This is a genomic window from Paraburkholderia fungorum (assembly GCF_900099835.1).
GTDB classification, from domain to species: domain Bacteria; phylum Pseudomonadota; class Gammaproteobacteria; order Burkholderiales; family Burkholderiaceae; genus Paraburkholderia; species Paraburkholderia fungorum_A.
This window is the reverse complement of the sequence record NZ_FNKP01000001.1, coordinates 3,121,665-3,135,690: the sequence shown is the minus strand read 5'-3', so window position 1 is coordinate 3,135,690 and position 14,026 is coordinate 3,121,665. Positions and strand designations below refer to the sequence as shown.

The following is a 14,026-nucleotide window of genomic DNA, read 5'->3' as shown; positions in this document are numbered from 1 at the left end:
GTTTTTGAGGGTTAGGGCTGAGTGGTGTTCGAGCCGAGCTGGAACGCGTCGGCGAGAAGTTCGTAGGAGCGCAAGCGCGCGCGGTAGCTGCCGGCAACCGTCAGCACCATCAATTCGTCGGCCTGGAACTGTTCCTGCAAAGCATGTAGCCGTTCGGTGACCGTTTCAGGCGTGCCGACGATGCTGCGCGGTTTCTCGCGCGCGATCACGAGTTTTTCTCGCTCGCCGTATTCCTGCGCAACGCCTTGTTCAATCGACGGAATCGGCTCGTTGAGTCCATATGCCATTTGCACACGACGCAGATCGACGGCTTTTTCCAGGTCGGCGGCTTCCTGTTCCGTGTCCGCGCAAATGACGAAAACAGCGGCGGCCAGATACGGCTGCTGCGATTCCTGGCTCGCCTTGAAGCGCTCGCGATAAGCGAGCGCCACCTGGTGCCCGAAATGCGCATTGATGAAATGCGCGAACGCGAAGCGAATACCGAGTTGCGCGGCGAGCAAGCCGCCGAATTCGCTGGAACCGAGCATCCACAATTGCGGACGCGTTTCGATTTGTGGCTGCAGCAAAACGCCTTGCGCGATGTGATCGGGCGGCAACGTGCCGTGCATGAGGCCGACCAGATCGGCCACTTGCTGCGGAAAAATGTCGCCGCGATTGTAGTCGCCGGCCGCAACCGCTTGGGCCGTGCGGATGTCGCCGCCCGGCGCGCGTCCCACGCCGAGATCGATGCGATTCGGGAACAGCGCCTCGAGCATCATGAATTGCTCGGCGACCTTGAACGGGCTGTAGTACGGCAGCATCACGCCGCCGGAGCCGAGTCGGATGCGCCGGGTCACGCTGCCCAGGCGCGCGAGCATCACTTCGGGACATGGGTTCGAGACCCCGCGCAAGCCGTGATGTTCGGCGCACCAGTAGCGGGTGTAGCCGAGGTTGTCGGCGAGTTGTGCGAGTTCGACGGTGGCGGCGATGGCGTCCGCCACCGAGTGCCCGGCGATCACGGGCGTTTGATCGAGCACGGAAAGTAGCGTCATGTCAGTACTGCTCCTGAGGATTCAATTCGCTGAGCGTGCGCGGACTGACGCACACGCTTTTCACGTAGCGGCGGCTTTAGCGAATCAGACTCGTATCGGGCAGACGCTTCGCAATTTCCGCGATCAGTGCGCGCGCGAGCGTCTGCTTGTCGGCGCGTGGCAGCTTGGTGGCACCGGCTGCTTCGAACAGAATCACTTCGTTATCGTCGAGGCCGAATGTCAGTGGGCCGAGGTTGCCGATTAGCAGCGGCACGTTTTTCCGGACACGCTTTTCTTCGCCGTGGACTTCGAGGTCGCCGCTTTCTGCTGCAAAACCCACCGCGAACGGCGGATGCGGCAACCTCGCGACCGAGGCCAAAATATCCGGGTTCTCGACGAACGAGAAGGTCGGCAACGCGCGGTCGGCGGCCTTCTTGATCTTGTGCTCGCTGACGTGATCGACGCGCCAGTCAGCCACCGCGGCCACGCCAATGAAGATGTCGGCGTCGGACACCGAGCGCATTACCGCGTCGTGCATCTGCTGCGCGGTTTGCACGTTTTCGCGGAACACGCCCCATGGCGTGTCGAGCGCGACGGGACCAGCGATCAGATGCACGTCCGCGCCTGCCTGTTGCGCGGCGCGCGCCAACGCGAACCCCATCTTCCCGCTCGAACGATTGGTGATGCCGCGCACCGGATCGAGCGGCTCGAAAGTCGGGCCGGCGGTCAACAACACACGCTTGCCCGACAGAATCTTCGGCGAGAAGAACGACGCGATCGCTTCGTACGTCGCCGCTGCTTCGAGCATACGGCCATCGCCGATTTCGCCGCACGCCTGCGGGCCCGAATCGGGACCGAGCACTTCGACGCCATCCGCGCGCAATTGCGTGACGTTGCGCTGGGTCGCCGGGTTCTGCCACATTTGACGGTTCATCGCCGGAACGACGAGCAGTGGGCAATCGCGCGCGACGCACATCGTCGACAGCAGATCGTCGGCCATGCCGTGCGCAAGTTTGGCGAGGAAATCGGTGGAGGCGGGCGCGATCACGATTGCGTCGGCTTCACGCGACAGATCGATATGCGCCATGTTGTTCGGCACGCGTCCGTCCCACTGGCTCGTGTAGACCGGACGGCCCGAGAGCGCCTGCATGGTGACGGGGGTGATGAACTGCGTGGCCGCTTCGGTCATGACGACCTGGACCGTTGCGCCCGCCTTGGTCAGGAGGCGCGTGAGTTCGGCGATCTTGTAGCAGGCAATCCCGCCCGACATGCCGAGGACGAGGTGTTTTCCTGCGAGTTCTGCGGTTGCCAACGAAAGCCTCCGACAAAGCGTGGTGGCGGGCAGCGGGGCGGGGTATCGATGATGCACCCCGCCCCGCTGCGTGTTTCAAACCAGGGCGTAAGCGCGGTCGGACCCGAAAAGGCACCGCACCGCCTCAAGCCAACGGTGTCAGCGTGATGAGCCGCGTACGCGCCGCAATTCGTCGAGCACGAGCAGGATCGCGCCGATCGTGATCGCGCTGTCGGCGAGATTGAACGCCGGCCAGTGCGAACCGCGCAGGTGGAAATCGAGAAAGTCGATGACGTGGCCGTACGCGAGCCGGTCGATCACATTGCCGAGCGCGCCGCCGAGAATCAGCGAGAGCGCCGTGCAGAACATTTTCTGCCCGCTATGCCGCTTGAGCAGATAACAGATCACGATAGCGGCCACCACGCCGAGCGCGGTGAACGCCCAGCGCTGCCAGCCGCCCGCCATCGCGAGGAAGCTGAACGCCGCGCCGCGGTTGTAGACGAGGATCAGGTTGAAAAACGGCGTGACCTCGTGCGGAACACCGTACGCGAACACCTTCTGGACCGCGATTTTCGTCAACTGATCGAACAGGATGACGATGAGCGCGATGCCCAGCCAGGGTGCCAGCGAACTGCTTGCTGCAGACGTTTTCGACGGGCTTTTCGACATGGTTCTCGCCATTATGCCGCGCTCCTCGTTTCACCATTTCCGAACAGATTGCTGAAGCAGCGGCCGCACAACGTGGGGTGTTCCGCGTTCGCGCCGACATCCGCGCGATAGTGCCAGCAGCGCTCGCACTTCAGATACTTCGACGCGATCACTTCGACGCCTTCGTCCGCTTCGCTATCGACCTTGACGACGTTAGCCGCCGACGTGATCAGCACGAACTTCAGGTCGTCGGCGAGGCTCGCGAGCGCGTCGTAACGCGCGCCGCTCGCGCGGATTTCGACTTCGGCCTGCAACGACGAGCCGATCAGGTTCGCGACGCGCGCTTCTTCCAGCGCCTTCGTCACGTCGCTGCGTGCCGCGCGCAGGAGCGTCCACTTGTCGAGCAGTTCGCCTGCGTCCGGTACGGCCGGGAATGCGTGATACGTCTCGGTGAAGATGGTTTCGCTGTTCGGCTGGAACACCTTCCACGCTTCTTCGGCGGTGAACGACAGGAACGGCGCCATCAGACGCAGCAGGCCGTGCGCGATGTGGTACAGCGCGGTCTGTGCCGAACGGCGTGCGACCGAGTCGGCCGCCGTGGTGTACAGGCGGTCTTTCAGCACGTCGAGGTAGAAACCGCCGAGGTCTTCCGAGCAGAACGTCTGCAGCTTCGCGACCACCGGGTGGAACTCGTACTTGTCGTAGTGCGTGAGGATGTCGTTCTGCAGATTCGCCGACAACGCGACTGCATAGCGATCGATCTCGAGCCAGTCTTCGACCGGACGCGCGTGCTGCGCGAAGTCGAAGTCCGACAGGTTCGCCATCAGGAAGCGCAGCGTATTGCGAATCCGGCGATAGCCTTCCGTCACGCGCTTCAGGATTTCTTCGGAGATCGCGAGTTCGCCCGAGTAGTCGGTCGACGCAATCCACAAACGGATGATTTCCGCGCCGAGCCGGTTCGCCACTTCATGCGGATCGATACCGTTGCCGAGCGACTTGCTCATCTTGCGGCCTTCGCCGTCGACGGTGAAGCCGTGCGTCAGCAGCGCGTTGTACGGCGGACGGCCGTCGATCATCGACGCGGTCAAGAGCGACGAATGGAACCAGCCGCGATGCTGGTCCGAACCTTCCAGATACAGGTCGGCCGGGAATTGCAGCTCGTCTTTGTGCGAGCCGCGCAGCACATGCCAGTGCGTGGTGCCCGAATCGAACCACACGTCGAGCGTGTCGCGGTTCTTTTCGTACATGTTCGCGTCGTCGCCGAGCAGTTCACGCGGATCGAGCGATTGCCATGCTTCGATACCGGCCTTCTCGACACGTTGCGCGACCTCTTCGAGCAATTCCAGCGTACGCGGATGCAGTTCGCCGGTTTCCTTGTGCACGAAGAACGCCATCGGCACGCCCCATTGACGCTGACGCGACAGCGTCCAGTCCGGGCGGTTGGCGATCATGCTGAACAGACGCTGCTTGCCCCACGCCGGATAGAACGCGGTGTTTTCGATACCTTCGAGCGCGGTTTCGCGCAGGGTCTTGTCGGTGTCGTTCGGCTTCACGTCCATGCCGGCGAACCACTGCGACGTCGCGCGATAGATGATCGGCGTCTTGTGGCGCCAGCAGTGCATGTAGCTGTGCAAATACTTCTCGGTGTGCAGCAGCGAGCCGGCGCTTTGCAGCGCTTCGACGATCTGCGGATTCGCCGCCCAGATCGACAGTCCGCCGAACAGCGCGAGCGATTCGATGTAGCGGCCGTCGCCCATCACCGGGTTGATGATGTCGGAGTCGGACATGCCGTGCGCCTTGCACGACACGAAGTCTTCCACGCCGTACGCGGGCGACGAGTGCACGACACCCGTGCCGGATTCGGTCGTCACGTAGTCGCCGAGATAGACCGGCGCCGTGCGCTTGTACGACGGATGCGCGGATGCCAGCGGGTGGTTGAAGCGCAGATTCACGAGCTTCTCGCCCGTGGTGGTCGCGATGATCGTGCCTTCGAGCTTGTACTGCTTCAGGCAGGCTTCGACGCGCTCCTGGGCGAGAATCAGCAGGCCACGCGGCGTGTCGACCAGCGCGTAGACGATTTCCGGGTGCAGGTTCAGTGCCTGGTTCGCGGGAATGGTCCACGGCGTGGTGGTCCAGATGACGATGCCGCCTTCATTGCGCGGCAAGGCAGCGAGGCCGAACGCCTGCGCGGTCTTTTCCGGTTCGGCGAAGCTGAACAGCACGTCGATGGTCGGATCGGTCTTGTCCTTGTACTCGACTTCCGCTTCAGCCAAGGCCGAGCCGCAGTCGAAACACCAGTTGACCGGCTTCAGGCCGCGGAACACATAGCCCTTTTCCATGATCTTCGCGAGCGCGCGGATTTCGCCGGCTTCGTTCGTGAAGTTCATCGTCTTGTACGGATTGTCCCAGTCGCCGAGCACGCCGAGACGGCGGAAGCCGACCTTCTGCTTCTCGATCTGCTCGGTCGCGTAGGCGCGCGCCTTCTGCATCACTTCGGCGGCCGGCAACGACTTGCCGAACTGCTTTTCGATCTGGATTTCGATCGGCATGCCGTGGCAGTCCCAGCCCGGCACGTAGACCGCGTCGAAGCCCGCCAGGTTGCGCGCCTTGACGATCATGTCCTTCAGAATCTTGTTCACCGCGTGGCCGAGGTGGATGTCACCGTTGGCATACGGAGGGCCGTCGTGCAGGATGAACTTCTTGCGGCCTTTGCTGGCGGCGCGGATCTTTTCGTAGATCTTGCGTTCCTGCCATTCCTTGACCCATTGCGGCTCGCGCTTGGGCAGATCGCCGCGCATGGGGAACGGCGTGTCGAGCAGGTTCACCGGGTAGCGTGACTGCGGTTTCGAATCGGCTTTCTTGTTGCTCATGATGTGGTCGCGGTGAATTCGTTCTATGCGCAGCAGGGCGCGGGGTCGCGCACGATGCGCGAGGGCGTTGTTGGGCGCGCCCGGCAGGCATGTCGTGATCCACGGACGCCTTTCGATGCGCGCAGCGACGGACGAGGCGGCGTTCGGCACGCACACCTCGTCCGCGGCGGCTATCTAATTCGGTCGGTGGCCGAGGTGGCGAAACCGGTGGAGCGGCTACCCGGCGCACCCGCGCCGGCGGCCGCGAACCACGCGCGCGCATTGACGACGTCGCGCGCGATCGCTTTGGTCAGCGTTTCGAGGTCGACATACTTTTCCTCGTCACGCAGCTTCTTCAGGAATTCGACGCGCACGAGTTTGCCATACGCGTCGCCGTGCCAGTCGAGCAGGTGCACTTCGAGCAGCACGCGGCCGGAATCGTCGACGGTGGGACGCAGGCCGAGGCTTGCGACACCCGGCAACGGTTCGGCGGCGACACCGTGCACGCGCACGACGAAAATGCCGGCGAGCGCCGGGCGCTTGTGCGCGATCGGCAGGTTGAGCGTGGGGAAACCGAGATCGCGGCCGAGTTTCATGCCGTGCACGACATGGCCGCTGATCAGATAATCGCGGCCCAGCGCAGAGCGGGCCGCATCGAGGTCGCCCGCTACCAGGGCCGCGCGTACGCCGGAGCTGGAAATGCGCGCACCCGTCGGATCGGCAACCGTCGCCATCTGCTCGACTTCGAAGCCGTATTGCTGGCCCGCTGCCTTCAGCGACGCAAAATCGCCCGCGCGCTTCGCGCCGTAGCGGAAATCGTCGCCGATCATCACCCAGCGTGCATGCAGCCCGTTGACGATGATCCGTTCGACGAACGCATCCGGCGACTGGCTGGCAAAAGTGTGATTGAAATGCTCGACCACCACCCGATCGACACCATTGGCGCGCAACGCTTCCAGCTTGTCGCGCAGCAACGCGATGCGGGGCGGCGCGCCGGCCGGATTGAAGAACTCGCGCGGGTGCGGCTCGAAGGTCATCACGCAGACGGGCAGGCCGCGCGCATCCGCTGCTGCGCGCACATGGGCGAGCAGAGCCTGATGGCCGCGGTGGACACCGTCGAAGTTGCCGATGGTCAGTGCGCAGGGCGCACGGCTTTCGGCATTGGGAAGACCGCGGAAGACTCTCACGATAGCGGGTTGGAGTAGGGCGGCTGAGGTGCCGCAAAACAAACGATTATAAACGCTCAGCGCAACAGACGGCTCGCGCGTCGCGATTCAGGTGTTGCCGAATGATAAAATCCGCAAATGAAAAAACTCGTCATCCTGATTTCCGGGCGGGGAAGCAACATGGAAGCGATCGTTCGGGCCTGCTCGAACGAAGGCTGGCCGGCGCAAATCGCCGCCGTGATTGCCAACCGTCCTGATGCCGCGGGCCTTGCGTTCGCGGCGTCGCACGGTATTGCGACGGCGGTGGTCGATCACCGCCAGTTCGCCGACCGCGACAGCTTCGACGCTGCGCTGGCGGAACAAATCGATGGTTTTGCGCCGGATCTGGTCGTGCTCGCGGGCTTCATGCGCGTGCTCACGGCCGGTTTCGTCGATCACTACGCCGGGCGCATGCTGAACGTGCATCCGTCGCTGCTGCCGAGCTTTCCGGGCCTGAAAACCCACCAGCAGGCGCTCGACGCGGGCGTGCGGCTGCATGGCGCGTCCGTGCATTTTGTCACGTCGCAACTGGATCACGGGCCGATCGTCGCGCAATCGGCGGTTCCTGTGATCGCGGGCGACACCCCCGCCACGCTCGCTGAACGCGTGCTGGCAACCGAACATATTATTTATCCACGCGCGGTGCGCTGGTTCGTCGAAGGGCGTCTTGCCCTTGATGGCCTGCGTGTCACGCTTACGCCGTCAGAGCCGCAATGGCTCTTTGCCGGTCACACCGCCGGAGAGGGCGCATGAGATTACATGGTTTTTTGATTGGACAAACTGAGACTTTGCTGGCTGAAGTCCTGAAACTGAACGGTCCCGCCGACGCGACGACCAGCCGCTTTTTCCGCGCGCATCCGAAGCTCGGGCACGGCGAGCGTGGCGTGATCGCCGAGGCGGTTTTCGCCGTGCTGCGTCGCCGGATGGAATTCGCTCACCTCGCCGAAAGCGGCGCGGGCAGCCCGGCGCGCCGGATGGCTTTGCTGGGTCTGATGCAGACGGCAGGGCGTTCGGCGCTCAAGCCGTTCGTGACGGAAGCGGAATCGAAGTGGCTCGAACACGTCGCGATGATCGACCCGGAAAGCCTGCCGTTGCGGATTCGCCTGAATCTGCCGGGCTGGATCAGCGAGGCGCTGAGTCAGCGTTTCGAACCTGCAGAACTCGCGCAACTGGCGGCCGCGCTGAACTACCCGGCGCCGCTGGATTTGCGCGCAAACCCGATCAAGGCGAGCCGCGACGACGTGCTGAACGCGCTGTCGAAGGCCGGTATCGAGGCGGGCGCAACGCCGTTCGCGCCGTTCGGCGTGCGTGTGGTCGGCAAGCCGCCGCTCACCAAGCTCGACGCGTTCCAGCACGGCTGGCTCGAAGTGCAGGACGAAGGCAGCCAGTTGCTGTGCTCGCTGGTCGCGCCGAAGCGCGGCGAGATGATCGTCGATTTCTGCGCGGGCGCGGGCGGCAAAACGCTGGCACTGGGCGCGGCAATGCGTTCCACGGGCCGTCTTTACGCATTCGATATCTCCGAGCGCCGTCTCGCCAAGCTCAAGCCGCGCCTCGCGCGCAGCGGGCTGTCGAACGTGAATCCGGTGCTGATCGACAGCGAACATGACGCGAAGATCAAGCGCCTTGCGGGCAAGATCGACCGCGTGCTGGTCGACGCGCCCTGCAGCGGCTTGGGCACGCTGCGCCGCAATCCTGACCTGAAGTGGCGTCAGTCGCCGGAATCGGTTGCGGAACTGGCGCCGAAGCAGTCGTCGATTCTGGCGAGCGCGGCGCGTCTCGTGAAGAAGGGCGGCCGTCTGGTCTATGCGACCTGTTCGATTCTGGAAGCCGAAAACGAAGGCGTCGTGCAGAAATTCCTCGCCGATCACCCGGATTTCGCTCTGGTGCCCGCGCGCGACGTGCTGGCCGAGCAGCGGATCGAACTGGAAATGGGCGACTACCTGTCGCTGTGGCCGCACCGCCACGCCACGGACGGCTTCTTCGCCGCCGTGCTCGAGCGTCAGAGCTAAGCATCACGTCTGGCTGTTTGCCGGCTCGCGCCGGGTTCATTCGTTGAACCAGCGCGGGCCGGCGATTTCGGCAACATCATGGAAGAACGCATCTTTTCTCACATGTTCGGCGACCTTGTGCACGACTTCGGCCAGCCCGTGATGTTGTGGCAGGTCGGCATCCTGCTCGCGACGCTCGGCATCGCGTGGCTGCTTGCGCGTGCGGTGCGCCGTACGCTGGACGCGCGCCGTGAGACGCGTTACCAGACTTTGCGCTTCGGCGCGGAAAGCCTGAATCGCGCTTGGTTTCCGCTGCTGGGCGCGCTGCTCGTGTGGCTCGCCCGAGCCATCACCGGCCAGTTCATGCATACCGCGCTGCTGAACCTGGCACTCGTGCCGTTGTTCGGCATCGCATTGATTTACATCGTATTTTTCTTCGCGCGACGAGTTTTCAGCCGCGACGGAGAGGTGCACCCGTGGCTCTTCCTCGTCGAGAAGGTCGTTTCGCTGGTCGTCTGGGTCGCCATGGTGCTTACCGTGATGGGCATTCAGGACGACGTGATCGCGTGGATGGGCAGCGTCCATTTCCGGATCGCCAACGCGCGCCTGACGCTGCTGTCGCTGACCACGGGCCTGCTGTGGGTGGCGATCACGATGATCGTCGCGATGTGGCTCGGCTCGACCTTCGAAGACCGCCTGATGCGCGCGACCACGCTCGACGCCAATCTGAAGGTGGTCGTGGCGCGTGTCGGCCGGGCGGCGTTCGTGCTGGCGGCGGTGCTGATCAGCCTGTCGCTGGTCGGCATCGACATTACCGTGCTGGGCGTTTTTGGCGGTGCGCTGGGCGTTGGGCTCGGGTTCGGCATGCAGAAAATCGCGAGCAACTACGTGTCGGGCTTCATCATTCTGCTCGACCGCTCGCTGCGGATCGGCGACACGATCAACGTGAGCGGCCTGCAAGGCATGGTCACGCAGATCCGCACGCGCTACACGGTGGTGCGCGGACTGGACGGCATCGAAACGCTGATTCCGAACGAAAAGCTGATCACGGATGTCGTGCAGAACCAGTCGTCCTACCTGACGCGGGGCTACGCGAAACTGGCGGTGCAGGTCGCCTATTCGTGCAATGTCGAGCAGGCGATGGCCTTGCTGGCGCGCGCCACCGAAGGCGTACCGCGTGTGTTGCGTGAACCGGCGCCGACGCCTTATCTGGCGAGCTTCGGGCCGGACGGCGTCAACCTTGAACTCGGCTTCTGGATCGAGGACGCGGCCACCGGAACGTCGGGCGTGCGCTCGGCCGTGAACCGAAATATCTGGCGGCTGTTCTCGGAACACGACATCGCCATCCCGTTCGCGCAACGCGAAGTGCGGATTGTCGGCAACATCCGTGACGCAATGCCACAGCCGGTAACAATGACCGCTCCAGCAGCCAATCAGGCGGACAGCGCCCACTGACAGGCGTCCGGAGAGCGGCGGCGGACACTTTATTTGTCGCCGCCGACCTCTATCCTCTTGATACCGAACAAAAAATCCCTATTTGTTACAAACACTTGGAACGCTTCAAGTAGAATATCGTCCAATCCCGCTGTATGCTTTCACTTTCTTGACACGCGTATTTTGCGCGTGCCTCGTGTCTCTCGTTCCACAGGTAAATTGCCTTGTTGAATTCTTTGCTCGATTTCCTTGCCCACGGTCTGTTGCACTTCTCGTGGTGGCAACTCGTCGTGTACACGCTGGTCGTGACACACATTACGATTATTGGCGTCACGGTGTATCTGCATCGCTGCCAGGCGCACCGCGCGCTGGAACTGCACCCTGTCGTCAGTCATTTTTTCCGTTTCTGGCTGTGGATGACCACGGGCATGCTGACCGGCCAATGGGCTGCGATTCACCGTAAGCATCACGCCAAGTGCGAGACAGAGGAAGATCCGCACAGCCCGCAGACGCGCGGCATCTGGAAGGTGCTGCTCGAAGGCGCGGAACTGTATCGCGCTGAAGCGAAAAACGAAGAAACGATGCGCAAGTTCAGTCACGGCACGCCGAACGACTGGATGGAACGCAACGTGTACACCAAGTACCCGATTCTCGGCGTGAGCCTGATGATGGTGCTGAACGTCGCACTGTTCGGCGTTGTGGGCTTGACGATCTGGGCCGTGCAGATGGTGTGGATTCCCTTCTGGGCAGCGGGTGTGGTCAACGGTCTGGCGCACTTCTGGGGTTATCGCAACTTCAATTCGACAGATGCGAGCACCAACATCTTCCCGTGGGGCATCATCATCGGCGGTGAAGAACTGCATAACAATCACCACACGTATGCGACGTCGGCCAAGCTGTCGAACAAGTGGTACGAGTTCGATATCGGCTGGATGTATATCCGCATCATGTCGGCGTTCCGTCTGGCCAAGGTCAAGAAGGTTGCACCTACGCCGCGTCTGACTACCGGCAAGCTGGTGCTCGATCAGGACACGCTGCAAGCCGTGCTGGCTAACCGTTACGAAGTCATGGCCCGTTACGGCAAGGCGCTCAAGCGCGCTTATCGTCAGGAATTGGCTCATTTGAAGGAAGTCGGCGCGCGCGAAAAGTATCTGGTCATGCGCGGCGCCCGTAGCTGGTTCCACAAGGAAGAAGCGGGCCTCGACGAGCCGCAGAAGCGTCAGTTGCCGCAGATCTTTGCGAACAGCCAGAAGCTGAAAACGTACATCGACATGCGCAATGAACTCGCGGCAATGTGGGAGCGCTCGAATGCATCGCGCGACCAGCTGCTGGTGCAGTTGCAAGACTGGTGTCACCGCGCTGAACAGAGCGGTATCAAGGCACTTCAAGACTTTGCGACGCGCCTGCGCCGTTATGCTTGATCGCGAAATCTATTAAAATTTCGTTACGTCACAAAACCCCGCGTTGGCGGGGTTTTGCTTTTTTGGGCCGCGGAAACTGCAACATCTTTCGATTGACAGTCCGCGGCGGCAGAGCGAAGGCAGAGGAGATCATGGATCAGCAGGCGATCAGGACCGTCGAATACGACCGGCCGCAAGCGCAGGGCACGTCCTGTGGGATCGGGCAGGCGTGGGCGAAGGTGCCCGACATGCCGTCGGCGGAGGAAAAGCAGGCGTTGAAGGCGCGTATTCGCGCATTGCTCGAGCGCGAGAAGGCGGTGCTTGTCGCTCACTATTATGTCGACGCAGAATTGCAGGAACTTGCCGACGAAACCGGCGGCTGTGTAGCCGACTCGCTGGAAATGGCGCGTTTCGGGCGCGATCATTCGGCGCAAACGCTGGTCGTTGCCGGTGTACGTTTCATGGGCGAGACCGCGAAAATTCTCAGTCCGAATAAGCGCATTCTGATGCCGGATCTCGATGCGACCTGTTCGCTCGATCTCGGCTGCCCAGTCGATGAATTTTCGGCTTTCTGCGACGCACACCCGGACCGCACGGTGGTCGTCTACGCGAACACGAGCGCCGCGGTGAAGGCGCGCGCGGACTGGATGGTGACGTCGTCGATCGGACTGGAAATCGTTGCCGACCTGCATGCTCGCGGCGAGAAAATCATCTGGGCGCCGGATCGGCACCTTGGCAGCTATATCCAGAACAAGACCGGCGCAGACATGCTGCTGTGGCAGGGCTCATGTCTCGTTCATGACGAATTCAAAGGCATCGAACTCGATCTGCTGCGCGCCGAATATCCCGGCGCGAAAGTGCTGGTGCATCCGGAGTCGCCGGCCAATGTGGTTGAGCAGGCGGACGTGGTCGGCTCGACCACGCAACTGATTGACGCCGCTCAAAAACTCGACGCCACGCATTTCATTGTGGCAACCGATCTCGGCATTCTCCACAAAATGCAGCTTGCCGCGCCGGGCAAGACGCTGATCGCCGCGCCCACGGCCGGCAACAGCGCGACGTGCAAGAGTTGCGCGCATTGTCCGTGGATGGCGATGAACGGCCTCGCGAATCTGGCCGATGTGCTCGAACGAGGCCACAACGAGATTTTCGTCGATCGCGCGATTGGCGAGCGAGCGCGTCTGCCGATTGACCGGATGCTGGATTTTGCCGCACGTCATAAGAAACGTGTGCAGGCAAGCGGTGACCTCGCACGCGACGCGCAACTGTATTCGAACGTGGGAGCAGCGTGATGGGGGCGATAGACGCAGTAGTGCAGGATAAGTTCGACGCGGTTTCGCCGTTGTTCGCTGAAATTCACGCGCAGTATGGCGCGGCCTTCGACGCGGCTCTGGCGCGCAACGTCGCCGACGCATTGGCCGAAGACGTCGGCGCAGGCGACCAGACTGGCCGCCTCGTTCCCGCCGATGACGTGCGCGACGCGCGCATCATCGTGCGTGAGGATGCCGTGTTGTGCGGCGTGCCCTGGTTCAATGCGGTAATGCGTGAGGTCGATCCGCGTATCGACGTGCAGTGGCGTTATCGCGAAGGCGACCTGATGACGGCCGATACGCCCGTCTGCGAACTTCGCGGACCGGTGCGCGCGCTGCTGACCGCTGAACGTAATGCGCTGAATTTCATGCAATTGCTGTCGGGCGTCGCGAGCGCAACGCGCCGGTACGTCGATGCAATCGCGCATACGCAAACGCGCGTTCTCGATACGCGCAAGACTTTGCCGGGTTTGCGGCTCGCGCAGAAATACGCGGTTCGCGTGGGCGGCGGGGCGAATCAGCGGCTCGCGTTGTACGACGGGATTCTGATCAAGGAAAACCATATCGCGGCGGCCGGCGGCGCGGGCGCGGCGATGGACGCGGCGCTGGCGTTGAATGCCGGCGTGTCTATCCAGATCGAAGTCGAGACGCTCGAGCAACTGGAGATCGCGCTGGCGCATCGCGCGCAATCCATCCTGCTGGACAATTTTTCGTTCGACGCCATGCGCGACGCGGTTCGCATCACAGCAGGGCGGGCGGTGCTGGAGGTGTCTGGCGGCGTGAATTTCGACACGGTCCGGACGATCGCGGAAACGGGGGTCGATCGCGTGTCGATTGGCGCGTTGACCAAAGACGTGCGAGCTACGGATTACTCGATGCGGATCGTTTGAT

General features: G+C 62.7%; 11 protein-coding genes. 6 read left to right on the top strand and 5 right to left on the bottom strand.

The annotated features are described in order from the left end of the window. Window positions 1-11: 11 nt before the first annotated feature. From BLS41_RS13865 to BLS41_RS13845, 5 genes are all read right to left on the bottom strand, one after another. Window positions 12-1,031 carry an LLM class flavin-dependent oxidoreductase gene (locus tag BLS41_RS13865; RefSeq protein WP_074765368.1) on the bottom strand — a complete coding sequence of 340 codons (1,020 nt, stop codon included), beginning with the start codon at window positions 1,029-1,031 and terminating at the stop codon, window positions 12-14. A gap of 76 nt (window positions 1,032-1,107) precedes the next feature. Continuing rightward, complete coding sequence (coaBC, locus tag BLS41_RS13860) at window positions 1,108-2,322, bottom strand: bifunctional phosphopantothenoylcysteine decarboxylase/phosphopantothenate--cysteine ligase CoaBC (RefSeq protein ID WP_074765365.1); 1,215 nt, start codon at window positions 2,320-2,322, stop codon at window positions 1,108-1,110. Between the two features lie 138 nt (window positions 2,323-2,460). Beyond that, the gene (lspA, locus tag BLS41_RS13855) at window positions 2,461-2,970 is read right to left on the bottom strand and encodes a signal peptidase II (protein ID WP_429249515.1); all 510 of its coding nucleotides are present in this window, start codon (window positions 2,968-2,970) and stop codon (window positions 2,461-2,463) included. 11 nt (window positions 2,971-2,981) lie between these two features. Next, window positions 2,982-5,819 carry an isoleucine--tRNA ligase gene (gene ileS / locus BLS41_RS13850; RefSeq protein WP_074766532.1) on the bottom strand — a complete coding sequence of 946 codons (2,838 nt, stop codon included), beginning with the start codon at window positions 5,817-5,819 and terminating at the stop codon, window positions 2,982-2,984. 170 nt (window positions 5,820-5,989) lie between these two features. Continuing rightward, window positions 5,990-6,985: a bifunctional riboflavin kinase/FAD synthetase gene (locus tag BLS41_RS13845; RefSeq protein WP_074765361.1), complete on the bottom strand. Its 996-nt coding sequence runs from the start codon at window positions 6,983-6,985 to the stop codon at window positions 5,990-5,992. 117 nt (window positions 6,986-7,102) lie between these two features. On the opposite strand from BLS41_RS13845, the gene purN reads away from it, so the two are divergent. The 6 genes from purN to nadC all read left to right on the top strand — a co-directional run bounded on the left by purN (window position 7,103) and on the right by nadC (window position 14,025). After that, window positions 7,103-7,756 carry a phosphoribosylglycinamide formyltransferase gene (purN, locus tag BLS41_RS13840; protein WP_074765359.1) on the top strand — a complete coding sequence of 218 codons (654 nt, stop codon included), beginning with the start codon at window positions 7,103-7,105 and terminating at the stop codon, window positions 7,754-7,756. Further along, complete coding sequence (locus BLS41_RS13835) at window positions 7,753-9,012, top strand: RsmB/NOP family class I SAM-dependent RNA methyltransferase (protein ID WP_074765357.1); 1,260 nt, start codon at window positions 7,753-7,755, stop codon at window positions 9,010-9,012. Before purN ends, BLS41_RS13835 begins: the two co-directional genes overlap by 4 nt. Before the next feature lie 78 nt (window positions 9,013-9,090). Then, the gene (locus BLS41_RS13830; RefSeq protein WP_074765355.1) at window positions 9,091-10,446 is read left to right on the top strand and encodes a mechanosensitive ion channel family protein; all 1,356 of its coding nucleotides are present in this window, start codon (window positions 9,091-9,093) and stop codon (window positions 10,444-10,446) included. A 203-nt stretch (window positions 10,447-10,649) separates the two neighbouring features. Beyond that, window positions 10,650-11,846 (top strand): DesA family fatty acid desaturase, encoded by a 1,197-nt coding sequence (locus BLS41_RS13825; RefSeq protein WP_074765353.1) that lies wholly within the window; start codon window positions 10,650-10,652, stop codon window positions 11,844-11,846. 131 nt (window positions 11,847-11,977) lie between these two features. Then, window positions 11,978-13,117 carry a quinolinate synthase NadA gene (nadA, locus tag BLS41_RS13820; RefSeq protein ID WP_074765351.1) on the top strand — a complete coding sequence of 380 codons (1,140 nt, stop codon included), beginning with the start codon at window positions 11,978-11,980 and terminating at the stop codon, window positions 13,115-13,117. After that, window positions 13,117-14,025 (top strand): carboxylating nicotinate-nucleotide diphosphorylase, encoded by a 909-nt coding sequence (nadC, locus tag BLS41_RS13815; RefSeq protein WP_074765348.1) that lies wholly within the window; start codon window positions 13,117-13,119, stop codon window positions 14,023-14,025. Before nadA ends, nadC begins: the two co-directional genes overlap by 1 nt. Window position 14,026 lies beyond the last annotated feature (1 nt).